We start from the raw sequence: 14,441 nt of genomic DNA, 5'->3' as shown, positions 1-14,441 counted from the left end.
GTCGCAGGCCGCAATGGGCCGCTTCATTGGTGTGACGATCCGCGCCTGAAAATCTTTACCGTCACCGTCGATTTATTCGGACTGCATCGCTTTGATGCGACACACAGCGATAGACGGTAAATGTTTGCGGCGGCCGTTCGTCTATCAAGCGAGGGGCGTGTCTTTGCGCCCCGCCGATGTGCCGCCCGCATGCGCTGCTGCATGCACCGTCGCATGCGTTGCTGCATGCACCGCCGCATGCGCCACCGCATGCACCACATTTCCCCGATCCATTGCGACCCACTGCGACCCTCTGCCGATGACCGCTGCCAACGAGCGCTACCACGCGCCACCCACGCCTGCCCCCTCAACCGCCGCTGCCCCCGGCAAACCGGCCATGCGCCTGATCGTGGCGTTGCTCAAGCGCTCGCGCGGCGCCTTCGCGATCGCGCTCACTGCCTGCGTGCTGAACGGCATCGCGAGCGTGCTGCTCGTCGCGACGCTGAGCCGCGCACTGTCGCAACCCGGCGCCGCCGACATGTCGCTCGCCATGCGTTTCGCGTTATGCGCGGTGATCGCGCTCGTCACACGCGTTATCACCGGCGTGCTGTTCGCGCGACTGTCGCAGGACACGATGGCGCAGTTGCGCGAGCACGTCGCGCGGCGGGTCGCCGAGGCCGAACTGCACGACGTCGAGCGGATCGGCGCGGCGCCCGTGCAATCGGTGCTGACCGACGACGCCACCAACGTGTCGATGTTGTTCTTCGCGCTGCCCAATCTCGTGATGCACGGCTCGATCGTGTTCGGCTGCCTCGGCTATCTGGCGTGGCTCTCCTGGCCGGTCTGCCTGCTCGCGGTCGCCGCGATCCTGGTCGGCTCGCTCGGTTATCACGCGGGCGACAAGCGGGCGATTGCCTCGCTCGAAGCCGCCGGCCGCTCGCAGGACAAACTGTTTGGCTACCTCGGCGCGCTCTTCACCGGCGCGAAGGAACTGAAACTGCACCAGGCCCGCTCGCGTCAATTCGTCGACGGTCAGCTCGGTTCGGCGATCGACGAAGTGCGCGACCACCGGCGCCAGGCGTTCAGCGCCTATGCGGTCGGAGTCGGCTGGATCGTGTTCCTGTTCTACGTGTTCCTGGGTGTCGCCGCCTTCTGGCCGGCGCTCGGCGTGCACGCCGACGCGCCGTCCGCGTCGGGCTACGTGGTGGTGTTCCTGTTCATGCTGCTGCCGCTGGACGGCTTGCTGAACAACGTGCCGACGCTGAATGCCGCGCGCGTGTCGCTCGACCGCATCGAAAAAGTGATGAGCGAGTTCGGCGCGCTGCGCACCGCGCCGCCGCCGGATGAAAACGCCTCGCACGCGCCCTACCGGACGCTCACGCTCAGCAACGTCACGCACTCGTATTTCCATGAACGCGACGAACGGATGTTCCGCGTCGGTCCGGTCAATCTGACGTTCAGGCCCGGGGAGCTGGTGTTCATCGTCGGTGGCAACGGCAGCGGCAAGACGACGCTCGCGAAGGTGCTCACGGGTCTCTACGAACCGGAAGGCGGCACGATCGAGCTGGACGGCAAGCCGGTCGGCTTCGCCGAACGCGCCGCGTACCGGCAGCGCTTCACCGCCGTTTTCAACGACTTCCATCTGTTCGACGCGCTGCTGGGCATCGTCGATCCGAACGCCGCGTCGCGCGCGCAAGCCGATGCCCGCGCCAATGCACTGGTTGCGAAGCTGGCGCTCGACCACAAGGTGCAGGTGGTGAACGGCGCCTTCTCGACACGCGCGCTCTCCACCGGACAACGCAAGCGTCTGGCACTGGTCGTCGCGTATCTGGAAGACCGGCCGTTCTATCTGTTCGACGAATGGGCCGCGGACCAGGACCCGCAGTTCAAGGCGGTGTTCTATGAGCAACTGCTGCCGGAATTGCGCTCGCGCGGCAAGACGGTGCTCGTCATCAGCCACGACGATCGCTACTTCCATCTCGCGGATCGCGTGTTGAAGCTGGATAACGGCAGTATCGTCAGTGAGACTTACGGGGCGACGCAGGCTGTTGAAAATGCTGCCGTCGTGGCAAACGGTACAGTGGGATAAGTTGGGCTAGCTGAAATCAACGCCGGGCGTGTTTTACCGCACGCCCGGCGCAGTGGGTTGAACATCCGGCGGACGGCGAGACAGATGAAGTCCTCCGAGTCGCGCCCATGCGCTTGTACCCGCCGTTGTATCCGGCTACTTTCCCGCGGCAGGCACGGGCAGCGAAAGAAGCTTCTCCGTCATCGTATCGGCCATCCGCAGCGCGGACATCGGCCCGCCAAATCCCCAGATATTCCGTTCGACGAGACCCACACGCCCCGCGCTGCGGGCCGGCACGAAACGCCAGATCGGCGAATCGAGTTTGGTGGCGAGCGGCACACCGGGTTCGGTCGCGCTGACGAACAAGACGGTGAGGTTCGGCTTCTTCAACAAATCTTCCGACGTGACATAGGACGTGCCTTCCCGCGTCGGCTCCGCGGGCCACAAGTCGAGACCGAGCGCGTGCGCGACGCCGGCTGCCGTGCTGTTGCCGGTAAATGCCCAGTAACGGTCGGGCAGTCCCAGCTCCTGCAACCATGCAACCTGCTCGCCTCGGCGCCCGGCTTGCGCGAGACGTTGCGCGTCGCGCGCAAAGCCCGCGTCGACCGTGGCCTCGATCGCACGCGCCGCCGTCTCGCGGTCAGTCAGACAGCCGATGGTGCGGAGAATTTTTCGGCCCCAATCGAGTTGGGTCACGCGGGCGCCGTCTTCGGTGAAGTTCGGGCCGTATTTGAACAGCACGGTGGGGGCGATTCGTTCGAGCGCCGCAAAGATCGGCGCATGGCGCAGGCCGACGCCGAGGATCAGATCCGGTTTGGCCGCCGCGATCGCCTCGAGGCTCGGCTCCTGGCGCGTGCCGATATCCGGTACCGAGGCGAGGCGCGCCTCGTCATAACCGATCCACACCGGGTAGTACGCGGGATCCGCCATGCCGACCGGCGTGATGCCGAGCGCGGCGAGGTCTTCGGCAAACATGAATTCGAGCACGACGATGCGCTTCGGCCGCGCGGGCAACGAAGGGCTTGCTTGCGAGACGCTCGGGTTGTCGGCGAGCGATGTGCAGGCCGGCTGCGTTTGCGTGCCAATGCGGATCGCCCTGGCTTCGCCAGTGGCGCTGCTTTCGCCGTTTGCGCGAGTAAGGCCAGTTGCGCTACTTGCGTTGTTCGCGACTGCTGCCTTGATGGCGCGGCTTGCGTGTGTCACGGCCGTTGCATCGTCAGCGCCACCCTGCGCGAACGCATCAGCGTTGGCGAGCAGTGCGACCGCGACCGCCGTGGCGGCACAAATCCGCTTGAGCTGCCGCGCTTTGCTCGCGCGGCGCGTCAACGCGAAGCGTCCTGTAAAGCGATTTCCGCATCGCTCATCGTCAACAGCAAGGGGCAGCGTCCACACAGTCGCGTCTCTCCAGGAATTTCATAACGTACGCAGCACACGCGCCGTGCGCTAAACGGATTCGGTAAGCTCGCGGCGCGCGGTGTGGCAGGACGCACCGGCATGCGCAGAGGATTCGCCTCGCCATCGGCGGCGAGCGGGCCGAAGAGCCAGGCGGCGTCGTCGGTTAGATCGCACTGCGGCGCGCATTGTTCGAACAGATAATCCAGCAGATTGCCGGCGTTGCTCCACAACACGCGCGGCGCGATTTTCGTCATCGCACTGAGCGTCTCGATCACCGCGTTCAGATGATCGACGAGGGGCGCGTAGCGGCATGCCGGCGCTTTTGCAGGCGGTTGCAACGCATCCTGAGGGAAATAGAGCGCAACAGGCAGACCGCCTCGCAACACGACGCGGGTCCTTTCCATCGACAAATCGAGAGGACGGCCCAACACCGCCGCAGCCACAAAACCTGCGGTGGCCGCGAAACCGAAGTAGTACTTGCTCCATTGCGAAAGCAGCGCACGCGCATGCGCTTCGTGCTGGCCGCCGTAGAGCGTGACCATCGCATCGAGCAGGTCGGCGCGGTAGTGCGTCAACTCCGCTACGGCGATGACGGCCGGCTTGCCGGTTTCGTCCGCTGCTAACGTGGGTTCGTCGCCGGCATCAGGCGTGCCGAGCCAGACATGCTCCAGATAGTGCGCGATCGGGTGCGGCGCGAAGTCCGCGAAACACTGCGCGCTCGCCTCGTGACTACTCGCGATCGACGACGCATGACCTCGTTGTCCCATCACCGCTTGCCCCGCTTCTCGCGTCGAGCCTCCACGATCAGCAGCGCAAGCAGATAGGGCGCGCCGATCAACGCGGTCAGCACGCCCGCCGGAATTTCGCGCGGCGCCAGCAGCGTGCGAGCTGCGATATCGGCGACCACCAATACCAGTGCACCGCATGCGGCCGCGAGCCACAGACGCGTGCGATGCGCCCGCGCTCCCAGCATCGACGCAAGATGCGGCGCCATCAAGCCGATAAAGCCCACCGGCCCGACCGCGGCCACCGCGGCGCAGGCCGCCAGCGTCGCCACGGTCAGCACCAGCGGACGCAGCACGCCGATGGGTAAGCCGAGCGCCGCCGCCTGGTCGTCGCCTAATGCAAGGAGATCGAGCGGCCGCGCGAGCAGCGCAAACACGGGTACCGCCAGCACGCACCACGGCAACAGCGTCGTCACTTCGCCCCAACTGCGTCCGTAGGTGCCGCCAACCAGCCACACCACGAAACGCGCGGGTTGCACGCTTTGCTGCGTGATGAGCCACTGCGAAAGCGTGGTCCATAGCGTGCCGATCACGATGCCTGTCAGCGCCACCGCGAGCGGCGCATAGCGGTGCCGTCGATTGAGCAATAGCGTGAGTGCCAACGTGATGCCACCGCCGGCGAGCGAGGCGACAGCCAGCGTCGAATGTCCGGCGAGCGGCCACGCGACGAGCGCCGCGAGCGTGGCGAGGCCCGCGCCTTGCGTCACGCCGAGCACTTCCGGCCCGGCAAGCGGATTGCGCACGATGCTCTGCATCAACACCCCGCTCGCCGCCAGCAAAGCCCCCGCCAGCAACGCGCAGATGAGCCGCGGCAGGCGCAGGTCCAGCAGCATGCGCGCGAGTTCGTCGCGCTGATCGAGCACGGCCAGCCAGCGATGCCAGCCGATCGTGGCCGGGCCGAACGATGCCCCCGCGCAGACGATCAGGATGCCGAACATCGCCAGAATCGTGGCCGTCAGCGGCCACGGCCACGCATCGAGCATCCGCACAAAGCGTGTCCCGGCGCGCACGGCGGGACGATCCTGCCCGGCATGCAGCGCGCCCGACCACGCCGCGCCGCTGCGAATCATCGCCAGCATCAAAGGCGTGCCGACAAAAGCGATCGCCACACCGGTCGACAGCGTCGCGTCGAGATCGAGCGCCTGCACCGCGCTATCGGTAACGAGCACGAGCGCGCCACCCACCAACGCGGACAACGGCACCAGCACGGCCAGACGCGAGGCCTTTGCACTGCGCGCCTGCCGCAACAGATTCGGCGCGATCAAACCGACATACGACAGCGGTCCCGCCACGCTTACCGCCACGCTCGCGAAACCGACTGCCACCACCATCGCCGCGAGCCGCGTCGCGTCGACGCGCACGCCGGCCGCCGCGGCAGCGTCGTCGCCGAGCGCGAGCGGGTCGAGCGGACGGATCACGAACGGCAACGCGATGAGCGGCAACACGAGCCAGGCGGCCGCGATCTTCAGACCCGAGGCGCCAGGCTGATAGAGACTGCCGCTCGCCCACAGCGACACGCCCACAATGCTTTGCTCGAAGAACGCGAGAATCAGCGTGGTGAGCGCGGAGAACAGCAGCATGCACACGCTGCCGGCAAGCACGAGCCGCAACGGCGTCGCGCGCCAGCCGCCCGCCGCGGCGGCCACGCATGCAGCGGCAGCGAGACCGCAGACGAACAGCAGCGGCACCGACGCCACACCCGCCAGCGACGGCACCAGCATCGCGGCGAGCAAGCCGAGTTGCGCGCCACCGGTAATGCCGAGCAGATCGGGGGAAGCCAGCGGATTGCGCGTCAACGACTGGAACAACGTCCCTGCCACAGCAAGGCAGCCGCCTGCGACCAACGCCGCCAGGATGCGTGGCGCGCTCAGGTCGAACAACAGAATGCCGGCGAGTTGCGCCGCATCGCTGCCCGCAGGCGCGGCGAGCCACGTGCGAAAGCCGGGCGCGAGGCGCATGGCGGCCACCACGACGATCAATGCGACGAGCGCGCCGCCGATCATCCCTGCGCGGCTTGTCACCGGTGCACGCCAATCATCGATTGAGGACTCGTGACGGCGCAGGCGTTTGCGCGCTGCGAGCGTCGTCATGCGGCGAGGTCCTTGCTGGTGGATACGGAATCGCTCACTGCTTCATCGTCGGATTCAACGCCGGCACTCTCCACCGCGTCGCCCTCGTAAGCCGGCACGCACATCGGCGCGCCCGTCTGCGGATGTGCGATCTTGAGCATCGGCACGCTGAAGGTTTCGTTCAGATGCTGCGGGTCGAGCATCGCATCGGGCGAGCCGTGGGCGACGATGCGGCCCGCGCGCATCAGCACGATTTCATCGCTGTAGGCGGCCGCCTGGTTCAGGTCGTGCAGCACCCAGACGATCGTCAGACCGCGTTCGCGGTTCAGGCGCCGCAACTCGCGCAGAATATCCAGCTGATGATGGATGTCGAGGTAGGTGGTCGGCTCGTCGAGCAACACGATCGGCGCCTGTTGCGCGAGCGCCATCGCGATCCACGCTCGCTGGCGTTCGCCGCCTGAAAGCGCGGCGACGTCGCGCGCGGCGTCGTCGGCCAGACCGCTGGTGACGAGTGCTTCGTCGATCGCCGCGTGGTCCGCGCGCGACAGTCCGCGCAGCCAGCCACCGTACGCATAGCGGCCATACGCAACCAACTCGCGTACGGTCAGCCCAGACGGAATCTGGTTGAATTGCGCGAGCATCGTCAGCGTGCGCGCCAGGTGGCGTCGCCGGTATGAAGCGAGCGGCTTGCCGTCGACTTCAACGTTGCCGGAGAGCGCCGGCTGCAAACCGGCGAGCGTGCGCAGCATCGTGCTTTTTCCACAGCCGTTCGGTCCGCACAATGCAGTGACGCGGCCGGCCGCGATGGTCAGGTTCAGACCGTGGAGCACGACATGATCGCGGTAGCCGACCGTCAGCGAATGCGCCGCGAGTGCCGCGCCCTGCGTTTTCGTCATTGCGCGGCCGTCCGCTGTTGGCCTTCGCTGTAGCTCTGCGCCATCGCCACAACGACTTTGCGCGGCCCTTCGAACGGATCGCGTGCGTGCGCCGTCAACATGTTGTCGAGCATCAGCACGTCGCCCGTCAGCCATGGGAAGACGACGCGCTGCTGATCGAGCACGCCGCGAATCTCCGCGAGCGCATCGGCTTCGAGCGGCTCGCCGTCGCCGTAATAGACGTTGCGCGGCACGTTTTCAAGCCCGACCGAATCGATCAGCGCGTCCTGCATGTCTTCATCGAGCGACGAGAGGTGGAACAGATTCGCCTGGTTGAACCAGACCATCTCGCCGGTGCGCGGATGGCGCGCCACCGCCTGACAACGCTCGCGCGTACGCAGCAGCAGTTCGCCGTCGTCACTGTCGCGCCATTCGCATTCGATGCCGCGCGTGCGGCAAATCCGCTCGACCACGCCCGGGTCGTCCGAACCGAAGGCCTGTTGCCACGGCAGATCGAGTCCTTGCCCGAAGTTGCGTATGTACAGCAGTTCCCGTTTCGCAAAGCGCGCGACGAGCGCCGGGTCGAGTGTGCGATAGATCGCGCGGCTGTCGGCAATCGGCGTCGCGCCGCCCGAGCGCGCGGCGAGCGCGCAGTGGAACCAGATACGCAGCGGCCATTCGCGCGTGTACGACTGCTCGTTGTGCAAAGGAATCGAGCGGTGCGGCGGATATTCCGTCGACGTGTACACCGCGCCCTCCACCTGGCTGCGCGGCGTCGAGGCGAATTCGTAGCCGATCAACGGATGCCCGAACGACCCGGCAAAGCGTTGGAAGGCATCGATCGAGGCCACGCGAAAGCCGGTGAACAGCACGCCGCCAGTCCGTTCGAGCGTGTCGCCGGCGATCGCATGCAACAGCGTCACCGCCTCTTCCAGTGAAATCTCCGCGCCTGAACGCGGCGAGACGACAGTCGGCAGTCCCGGCTCGATCGACAAGTCGGCGAGCGTGGGCAACGGTATCGAAAGCAGGGTCATGCGAATTCCTCTTGCAGAAGCGATGCGCCCGGAGCGTGTCCGGGCCGGCCCGATTACGCTGCGCGCGCCTTCGCGGCGGCCTCGTCCATGTGGCGGCGCAAGCTGGCCGGACGCATGTCGGTCCACACCGTGTCGATATGCGCCAGGCAGTCGGCCTTCGGGCCGCGCACGCCCACTTCGCGCCAGCCTGCCGGCACGGCGCGGAAGGTCGGCCAGATCGAGTACTGCTCTTCGTCGTTGATGACGACCGTGTAGACGAGATCGTCCGCCTCGCCGGTTGCGGCGGAAGGCGTGTGGTGTGCTTGCGTCATGATGAATGGCTCAGTCGATGAATGGTCAGGATGCCTCAGCAGACCGCTGATGAACGATCCCGGAACAGCGGCGGCGGTCTCTCGCTCGCACGCCGCATCTACTCAATTGACGTTTGATGCGCGCGTTTTTTTACCGCCGACGGGCGCGGCCGCTGCAGAACGCGGGACCGCTCACGCCGCGATTGCGGGCGTCGAGGCAATCGGCGCAATGCTTCTCGGCATCGCGCACCATGAAATGCACCAGCGTTTGCGAGACATCGAGCGCGCGCGCCGTGCTTTGCAGCGTTTCCTCGCGCAAGCGCACCATCTCGAACGCCGCGCGGCTGCGCGCCGGCAGTTGCTCGAGCGCGTTGTAGACGTGCCGCAGCGTGTCGCGCACGAGCAGCGCCGCCTCGGGCGAAGGCTCCGGCGAAGGCACGTGCAGGCCGTCGTCTTCGTCCGCGTGATAGGTGTTTTCGAGGCTCTGGCGGCGGAACGCGTCGATCGATGCATTGCGCACCATGCGGGTCACGTACGCCACAGGTTGCCGCACGGCATCCTGATCCGGAAAGTCGACCAGCTTGATGAAGACGTCATGCACCACGTCCTCCGCGAGACTCGCGCAACCCACGAAGCCGCGTGCCAGATTGACGAGCATCGGCCGGTTGGCGATCAGCACCTCGAGCAGCGTGCTCCTCTCCCAATCGACTGAACGAGAGTGACTGTGCGCCCGCCGCGGACCCGAAGGACAGGCGGCACCGGCGCCAAGAACAGACATCGGTATCGCTGTTGAAGGCTCTCGCCGGATGAGCACCTCAGCCATAGATTCGCTCCGCATTTCTCAAGGAAGAGCGCCAATCTAACGTAAACGCGAATCATTCTCAATCAAGATTTGGAATAACCTTACACTTTCGATAGATTTGTCTGATGAACTGGGTTTGCGCGGGCTGCGTGGCCAACGAGGGGCAGGTGGAAGCAGACGCCGGCGTTGGCAGAGCGAAGCAAACCGATCCGAATCTGGTACAACTGATGGCTGCGATTGTGGAGTCCGGATCCTGAACGTCGACGTACTGAACGTGCTGGAGTAATCAATGGCTAGTGCTGACTCGCAGGTAACACGATGAACGCATTCCGCTTTCAAACCGTGCCGACGATGGTCGTCGAGTTTGGCGCGGCTTGCCGTCTCGGCGCTTTGTTGCGCGCGCAATTTCCTTCGCTCGCACGCCTGTGCGTGGTGACGGATGGCTTTCTTCACAAGAGTGGCCTGCTGAATCCGGCGCTCGCCGATCTCGCGGCGCACGGCTGGGATGCCACCGTGATCGACGACGTGATCGCCGATCCGCCCGAGCACATCGTGCTCGAGGCGACGTCGCGCGCACGCGAGGCCGGCGCGGAGATCGTGCTGGGACTCGGCGGCGGTTCGTCGATGGACGTGGCGAAGCTGATCGCCGTGCTGGCGCCGCAGGATCAACAAGCGCTCGTCGACATGTACGGCGTGAACAAGGTTACGGTGTCGCGCCTGCCGCTCGTGCAGATGCCGACCACCGCGGGCACCGGCTCCGAAGTCACGGCCGTGTCGATCGTGACGGTGGGCGAGGCGAAAAAGATGGGCGTGGTCGCGCCGCAACTGGTCGCCGATCTGGCGATTCTCGACGCGGAGCTCACGCTCGGGCTGCCGGTTGCCACGACCGCGGCAACCGGCATCGACGCGATGGTTCACGCGATCGAGGCGTACACGTCAGCCCATTTGAAAAACCCCGTGTCCGACATGCTGGCGATGAAAGCGCTCGAACTCCTGTCGCGCAATCTGTTGGCTGCATGCGAGAACGGCCAGAACCGCGCGGCGCGCGAAGCGATGCTGCTCGGCGCGGCGTTCGCCGGTCAGGCGTTCGCCAATGCACCGGTGGCCGCGGTGCATGCGCTCGCGTATCCGATCGGTGGCATTTATCACGTCCCGCACGGTCTTTCGAATGCACTCGTGCTGCCGCACGTGCTGCGGTTCAACGCAGAAGCGGCGGCGCATCTGTACGCCGAGCTTGCGGATGTGATCGTGCCGGGCGTGACGGGCAGTGCCGAAAGCAGGACGCTGGCGTTGATCGAACGGCTCGAACAGATGATCGCGGCGACCGCGATTCCGGCTCGATTGCGCGACGTGGGCATCGAGCGTAGCGGACTCGAGCGGATGGCAAGCGACGCAATGTTGCAGACACGGCTTCTGGTGAATAACCCGCGGCAGGTTACTGGGGCCGATGCGTTGGCGATCTACACCGCTGCGTTTTAATTGACGGTATGAGGCGCCGGTGAGAAGGGCGCCGCTGCGCAGTCCGACGGCGGCTCCGCGCCGTTACGCCCGCCGGACACGTTACGTAGCATGCATGTGGAACACGGTGTGGCCGCTTTAAGCGGCGGCGTGTTTTTGTCGCGATAAATTCTTCATATCAATATTTTATCAACTACATATTCGATGAATTGCTGAAATGAAGCCGTAACCCGCGTTTGGCTTGCAACTTGCAGTGTTGCCCACCGCCAATCGTGGTTCAACGGGGAAATCATGCAAAAAATCATCGGTCAGACAGCCATTGCTGTTGCGACATCCGCACTGCTCGCGCTCTATGGATGCGGATCCAGCAATATCGGTACTCACACAAGCGGGCTTGGCGGGAGCGGACTCGGCGGAACGTCGGGGGCTTTGGGGACGTCGGGTTCCGGCACTTCGGGGACGTCGGGCGGCAGTTCGGGGACTTCGGGTAGCTCAGGCGGCTCCAGCAGTTCAGGTACGAGCAGCTCCGGCACCAGCAGCTCGGGCACCAGCAGCTCAGGCACCAGCAGTTCAGGCACCAGCAGTTCAGGCACCAGCAGCTCCGGCACCAGCAGCTCCGGCACCAGCAGTTCAGGCACCAGCAGTTCAGGCACCAGCAGCTCCGGCACCAGCAGCTCCGGCACCAGCAGCTCCGGCACCAGCAGCTCCGGCACCAGCAGCTCCGGCACCAGCAGCTCCGGCACCAGCAGCTCCGGCACCAGCAGCTCCGGCACCAGCAGCTCCGGCACCAGCAGCTCCGGCACCAGCAGCTCCGGCACCAGCAGCTCCGGCACCAGCAGCTCCGGCACCTCCGGCACATCCTCCACGCCTATCGGCAACATCGTCACGCAAGGCAGCAACCTCATCACTGCCGTGGGCACGACCGTCGCCGATACGGGTTCCAAGATCACCGGCACCTCGGTCCCCGGCGTCAATGGCGCAACGACCGCGAATCTCGGCGCTGCAATCACCGATCTCGGCAACGGCGTCAAGGTGCTCGGCAACGGCACGGCCGCAGGTCTGGGCACGCTGGGCAGTTCGACCAATCCGCCTGGACCGACCCTGACCTCCACATCGGGTCTCGTGACCGATGCAGGCGCGGCCGTCAAGGCTGTCGGCGGCGTAGTGAAGAGTCTCGGAACCGGGCCGCTTGCGCCGCTCGCACCGGTCACGTCGACCGTGGGTACGGTTGTCGGCGGCGTGGGTGACGGCGTGATCAAAGTGGGCTCGGGATTGAATTCGGCGCTGACCAGTGCACCGGTTCAACAGCTCGAGACCCAACTGAGCACGCTCATCAACCCGATTACCCTCGTGGCCTCGAATACGACGCAGACCGTCGGCAACACCACGGGTCTCGGCTCGCCGCTCAACAACTCGCTGAGCACCATCGGCAACGGAGTCGATTCGGCCGGTCAGAAAGTGTCCGGCGCGACCGGCGATCAGGTGGGTAAGGACGTTGGCGGCGTAGTGAGTCAGTTGGGCAAGACGGTCACGAGCACGGGCGGACTGCTGACCGGCGCGACGACCAACCCGTTGGCGCCGATCGCCGGCGGGTCGGGCGGGTCGGGCGGATCGGGCGACGGTCTCAGCATCCCGCCGCTGACCGGCCTGATCGGCAACCTCGGCTCGCTCGGTGGGACCGGTAGCACGGGCAACCCGCTCGCGCCGATCACCGGACTTCTCGGCGGCCTGAGCTCGCTCGGTGGCACATCCAGCGCCGGCGCTCCGCTTGCCCCGGTCACCGGAGTTCTCGGCAACCTGGGTTCGCTCGGTGGTACGTCCAGCGCCGGCGGTCCGCTCGCCCCGGTCACGGGTCTCGTCACGACGCTGACCTCGACGCTGGGCGGCGCCGCGGGCCAAAGCTCACCGCTCGCCCCCGTCACGGGCCTCGTCACGACGCTCACTTCGACGCTGACGGGTGCATCATCCGGCAAGGCCTCGCCGCTCGCGCCGGTCACCGGCCTCGTGACCGGCCTGACCGGCAGCGCGGGCAGTGCGGGCAGTGCGGGAAGCGGTTCGAGCGGCACGAATCCGCTGGCGCCGGTGACGAACCTTGTCACCGGATTGCTGGGTGGCGTCGCCGGTAAATAAGCAAGCGGCAATTCGGCACAGCGGCCGGAACTTAAAAAATCAGAAGCCCGGCCGCTATCTATGTCATGACGACGAGGATGACATGAACTCCACTCTGGATAACGTTGCGCACGTAGAAGAGCAGCGGCCGCGTTCGGCGACGCCGTTTTCCGTCGGTCTGCTTGGCATCGCCGTCGGCCTTCTGACGCTCTGGCTGCTGCGCGACAGCACCGCGCTCGACGGCGCGCGCCGCAGCACCGCCGCCTGTCTCGCGATCATCGCCACGATCGCGCTGTACGAGCTGTTTGTCGCTCGCGTCTATTTGCGCCCAAGCGCCGGACTGACCGGCCAGGCGGTTCGGCCGCTCAGCATTGCGCGTGTGGGCATGCGTCTGGCCGCGCTGGCGTCCGTGTATGTCGGCATCGGTTTGTTCTACTGGCTGTTGCCCGAATATCACGGCACGTTCTACACCCCCTTCTGGTCTCTGATCCGTACGCTCGCTCCGTATCTGATCGCGGTCGCGCCGTTTTACTTTGCGTGGATGGACCGGCGTCAGCGCGAAGTCGACGATGCCTATATGGTGTGGGGCCGCCTCGTCTTCCTCGGGCAGCGTCCGGGCAATTGGAAGCCCGTGCGTGAAATGCTGGCCGGATGGATGGTGAAAGCGTTCTTCCTGCCGCTGATGATCACCTATCTGTCCACCGATGCGAACCACATCGGCGCATCGCTTGCGACCGCCATGAACGCGCCGTTCTCGCTTGCGACGTTCAGATTCATGTACGACCTGTCCTTCACGATGGACCTGATGTTCGGCACGGTAGGTTATCTGTGCACGCTGCGCATTCTCGATACCCACGTGCGCAGCGCGGAGCCGACCACGCTCGGCTGGCTGGTTGCGCTTATCTGCTACCAGCCGTTCTGGTCGCTGATCTCGAGCCAGTACATCCACTACGAAGGCTCGATGTTCTGGGACAACTGGCTGATCTCCATGCCCATTGTCCGAATCGTCTGGGGCGCTGCGATCATCGCCCTGGTCTTCTGCTATGCGCTTTCCACGATCGCGTTCGGATTGCGGTTCTCGAACCTGACCCATCGCGGCATCATCACCTCGGGCCCGTATCGCTTCACGAAGCACCCGGCCTACATCACGAAGAATCTCTCGTTCTGGATGGTCTCGGTGCCGTTCGTCGAACCGTTAGGTTGGCAAGTCGCGCTCACGCACTGCTTCGCGCTGACGGCCGTGAATCTGCTGTATTTCATGCGCGCCAAAACCGAGGAGCGGCATTTGATGAACGATCCCGACTATCGCGCCTACGCGGAATGGATCGCGAAGAACGGGCTGTTCGCCAGGATCACACGTGCGTTTCAATGAGATGTTTATGCTACGAACGGCGTCGAACGCATCTTTTGCGACGCACCATTCTTCAATGACGTGACGACGGCGATGAGCCTTCTTGACCACCGGCAAGCGGTTAGCGGTAGAAGCAGACGATAGCGCGATTGGACGCTTTTCCGCGCGCAGCGGGGACTCGCCTCAAGGGCAAGGCGCGCAAAACGTTACGTAACGTCTTGCACCC

The 14,441-nt window shown here is 65.4% G+C and carries 11 protein-coding genes; 4 read left to right on the top strand and 7 right to left on the bottom strand.

The genetic code is table 11. The features are described from left to right. Positions 1 to 298 precede the first annotated feature (298 nt). The gene (locus DSC91_RS02110) at positions 299 to 2,068 is read left to right on the top strand and encodes a cyclic peptide export ABC transporter (protein WP_115776606.1); all 1,770 of its coding nucleotides are present in this window, start codon (positions 299 to 301) and stop codon (positions 2,066 to 2,068) included. A gap of 135 nt (positions 2,069 to 2,203) precedes the next feature. On the opposite strand, the gene DSC91_RS02105 is transcribed toward DSC91_RS02110, so the two are convergent. The 7 genes from DSC91_RS02105 to DSC91_RS02075 form a co-directional block, all read right to left on the bottom strand. Next, positions 2,204 to 3,250, bottom strand: a complete 1,047-nt coding sequence (locus DSC91_RS02105) for an ABC transporter substrate-binding protein (RefSeq protein WP_373291905.1) — start codon at positions 3,248 to 3,250, stop codon at positions 2,204 to 2,206. A gap of 119 nt (positions 3,251 to 3,369) precedes the next feature. After that, on the bottom strand, positions 3,370 to 4,209 hold the full coding sequence (fhuF, locus tag DSC91_RS02100; RefSeq protein WP_115776605.1) for a siderophore-iron reductase FhuF: 840 nt from the start codon (positions 4,207 to 4,209) through the stop codon (positions 3,370 to 3,372). After that, positions 4,209 to 6,317 (bottom strand): Fe(3+)-hydroxamate ABC transporter permease FhuB, encoded by a 2,109-nt coding sequence (fhuB, locus tag DSC91_RS02095; RefSeq protein WP_115776604.1) that lies wholly within the window; start codon positions 6,315 to 6,317, stop codon positions 4,209 to 4,211. Before fhuB ends, fhuF begins: the two co-directional genes overlap by 1 nt. Beyond that, positions 6,314 to 7,192 carry an ABC transporter ATP-binding protein gene (locus DSC91_RS02090; protein ID WP_229758263.1) on the bottom strand — a complete coding sequence of 293 codons (879 nt, stop codon included), beginning with the start codon at positions 7,190 to 7,192 and terminating at the stop codon, positions 6,314 to 6,316. The genes fhuB and DSC91_RS02090 overlap by 4 nt, the downstream gene beginning before the upstream one ends. Beyond that, positions 7,189 to 8,205: a TauD/TfdA family dioxygenase gene (locus tag DSC91_RS02085; RefSeq protein ID WP_115776603.1), complete on the bottom strand. Its 1,017-nt coding sequence runs from the start codon at positions 8,203 to 8,205 to the stop codon at positions 7,189 to 7,191. Before DSC91_RS02085 ends, DSC91_RS02090 begins: the two co-directional genes overlap by 4 nt. A gap of 53 nt (positions 8,206 to 8,258) precedes the next feature. Beyond that, positions 8,259 to 8,516 carry an MbtH family protein gene (locus DSC91_RS02080; RefSeq protein ID WP_115776602.1) on the bottom strand — a complete coding sequence of 86 codons (258 nt, stop codon included), beginning with the start codon at positions 8,514 to 8,516 and terminating at the stop codon, positions 8,259 to 8,261. Between the two features lie 130 nt (positions 8,517 to 8,646). Then, positions 8,647 to 9,318, bottom strand: coding sequence for an RNA polymerase factor sigma-70 (locus DSC91_RS02075; RefSeq protein ID WP_162831315.1), 672 nt, complete (start codon positions 9,316 to 9,318; stop codon positions 8,647 to 8,649). A gap of 297 nt (positions 9,319 to 9,615) precedes the next feature. On the opposite strand from DSC91_RS02075, the gene DSC91_RS02070 reads away from it, so the two are divergent. The 3 genes from DSC91_RS02070 (at position 9,616) to DSC91_RS02060 (ending at position 14,236) form a co-directional block, all read left to right on the top strand. Further along, positions 9,616 to 10,776 (top strand): iron-containing alcohol dehydrogenase, encoded by a 1,161-nt coding sequence (locus DSC91_RS02070; protein WP_115776601.1) that lies wholly within the window; start codon positions 9,616 to 9,618, stop codon positions 10,774 to 10,776. A 270-nt stretch (positions 10,777 to 11,046) separates the two neighbouring features. Next, a complete protein-coding gene (locus DSC91_RS02065) occupies positions 11,047 to 12,885 on the top strand; it encodes a collagen-like triple helix repeat-containing protein (RefSeq protein ID WP_115776600.1) in 1,839 nt (612 codons plus the stop codon). 82 nt (positions 12,886 to 12,967) lie between these two features. Beyond that, a complete protein-coding gene (locus tag DSC91_RS02060) occupies positions 12,968 to 14,236 on the top strand; it encodes an isoprenylcysteine carboxylmethyltransferase family protein (RefSeq protein WP_115776599.1) in 1,269 nt (422 codons plus the stop codon). The last annotated feature ends 205 nt before the right edge of the window (positions 14,237 to 14,441 follow it).

Source organism: Paraburkholderia caffeinilytica (assembly GCF_003368325.1).
Lineage (GTDB): Bacteria > Pseudomonadota > Gammaproteobacteria > Burkholderiales > Burkholderiaceae > Paraburkholderia > Paraburkholderia caffeinilytica.
The sequence above is the reverse complement of the archived record's forward strand: the minus strand, read 5'-3'. Positions and strand labels throughout refer to the sequence as shown.

Coding starts and splice junctions, on each gene's coding strand:
- DSC91_RS02110 (WP_115776606.1), top strand. CDS start 299: ATGACCGCTGCCAACGAGCGCTACCACGCGCCACCCACGCCTGCCCCC.
- fhuF (WP_115776605.1), bottom strand. CDS start 4,209: ATGGGACAACGAGGTCATGCGTCGTCGATCGCGAGTAGTCACGAGGCG.
- fhuB (WP_115776604.1), bottom strand. CDS start 6,317: ATGACGACGCTCGCAGCGCGCAAACGCCTGCGCCGTCACGAGTCCTCA.
- DSC91_RS02090 (WP_229758263.1), bottom strand. CDS start 7,192: ATGACGAAAACGCAGGGCGCGGCACTCGCGGCGCATTCGCTGACGGTC.
- DSC91_RS02085 (WP_115776603.1), bottom strand. CDS start 8,205: ATGACCCTGCTTTCGATACCGTTGCCCACGCTCGCCGACTTGTCGATC.
- DSC91_RS02080 (WP_115776602.1), bottom strand. CDS start 8,516: ATGACGCAAGCACACCACACGCCTTCCGCCGCAACCGGCGAGGCGGAC.
- DSC91_RS02075 (WP_162831315.1), bottom strand. CDS start 9,318: ATGGCTGAGGTGCTCATCCGGCGAGAGCCTTCAACAGCGATACCGATG.
- DSC91_RS02070 (WP_115776601.1), top strand. CDS start 9,616: ATGAACGCATTCCGCTTTCAAACCGTGCCGACGATGGTCGTCGAGTTT.
- DSC91_RS02065 (WP_115776600.1), top strand. CDS start 11,047: ATGCAAAAAATCATCGGTCAGACAGCCATTGCTGTTGCGACATCCGCA.
- DSC91_RS02060 (WP_115776599.1), top strand. CDS start 12,968: ATGAACTCCACTCTGGATAACGTTGCGCACGTAGAAGAGCAGCGGCCG.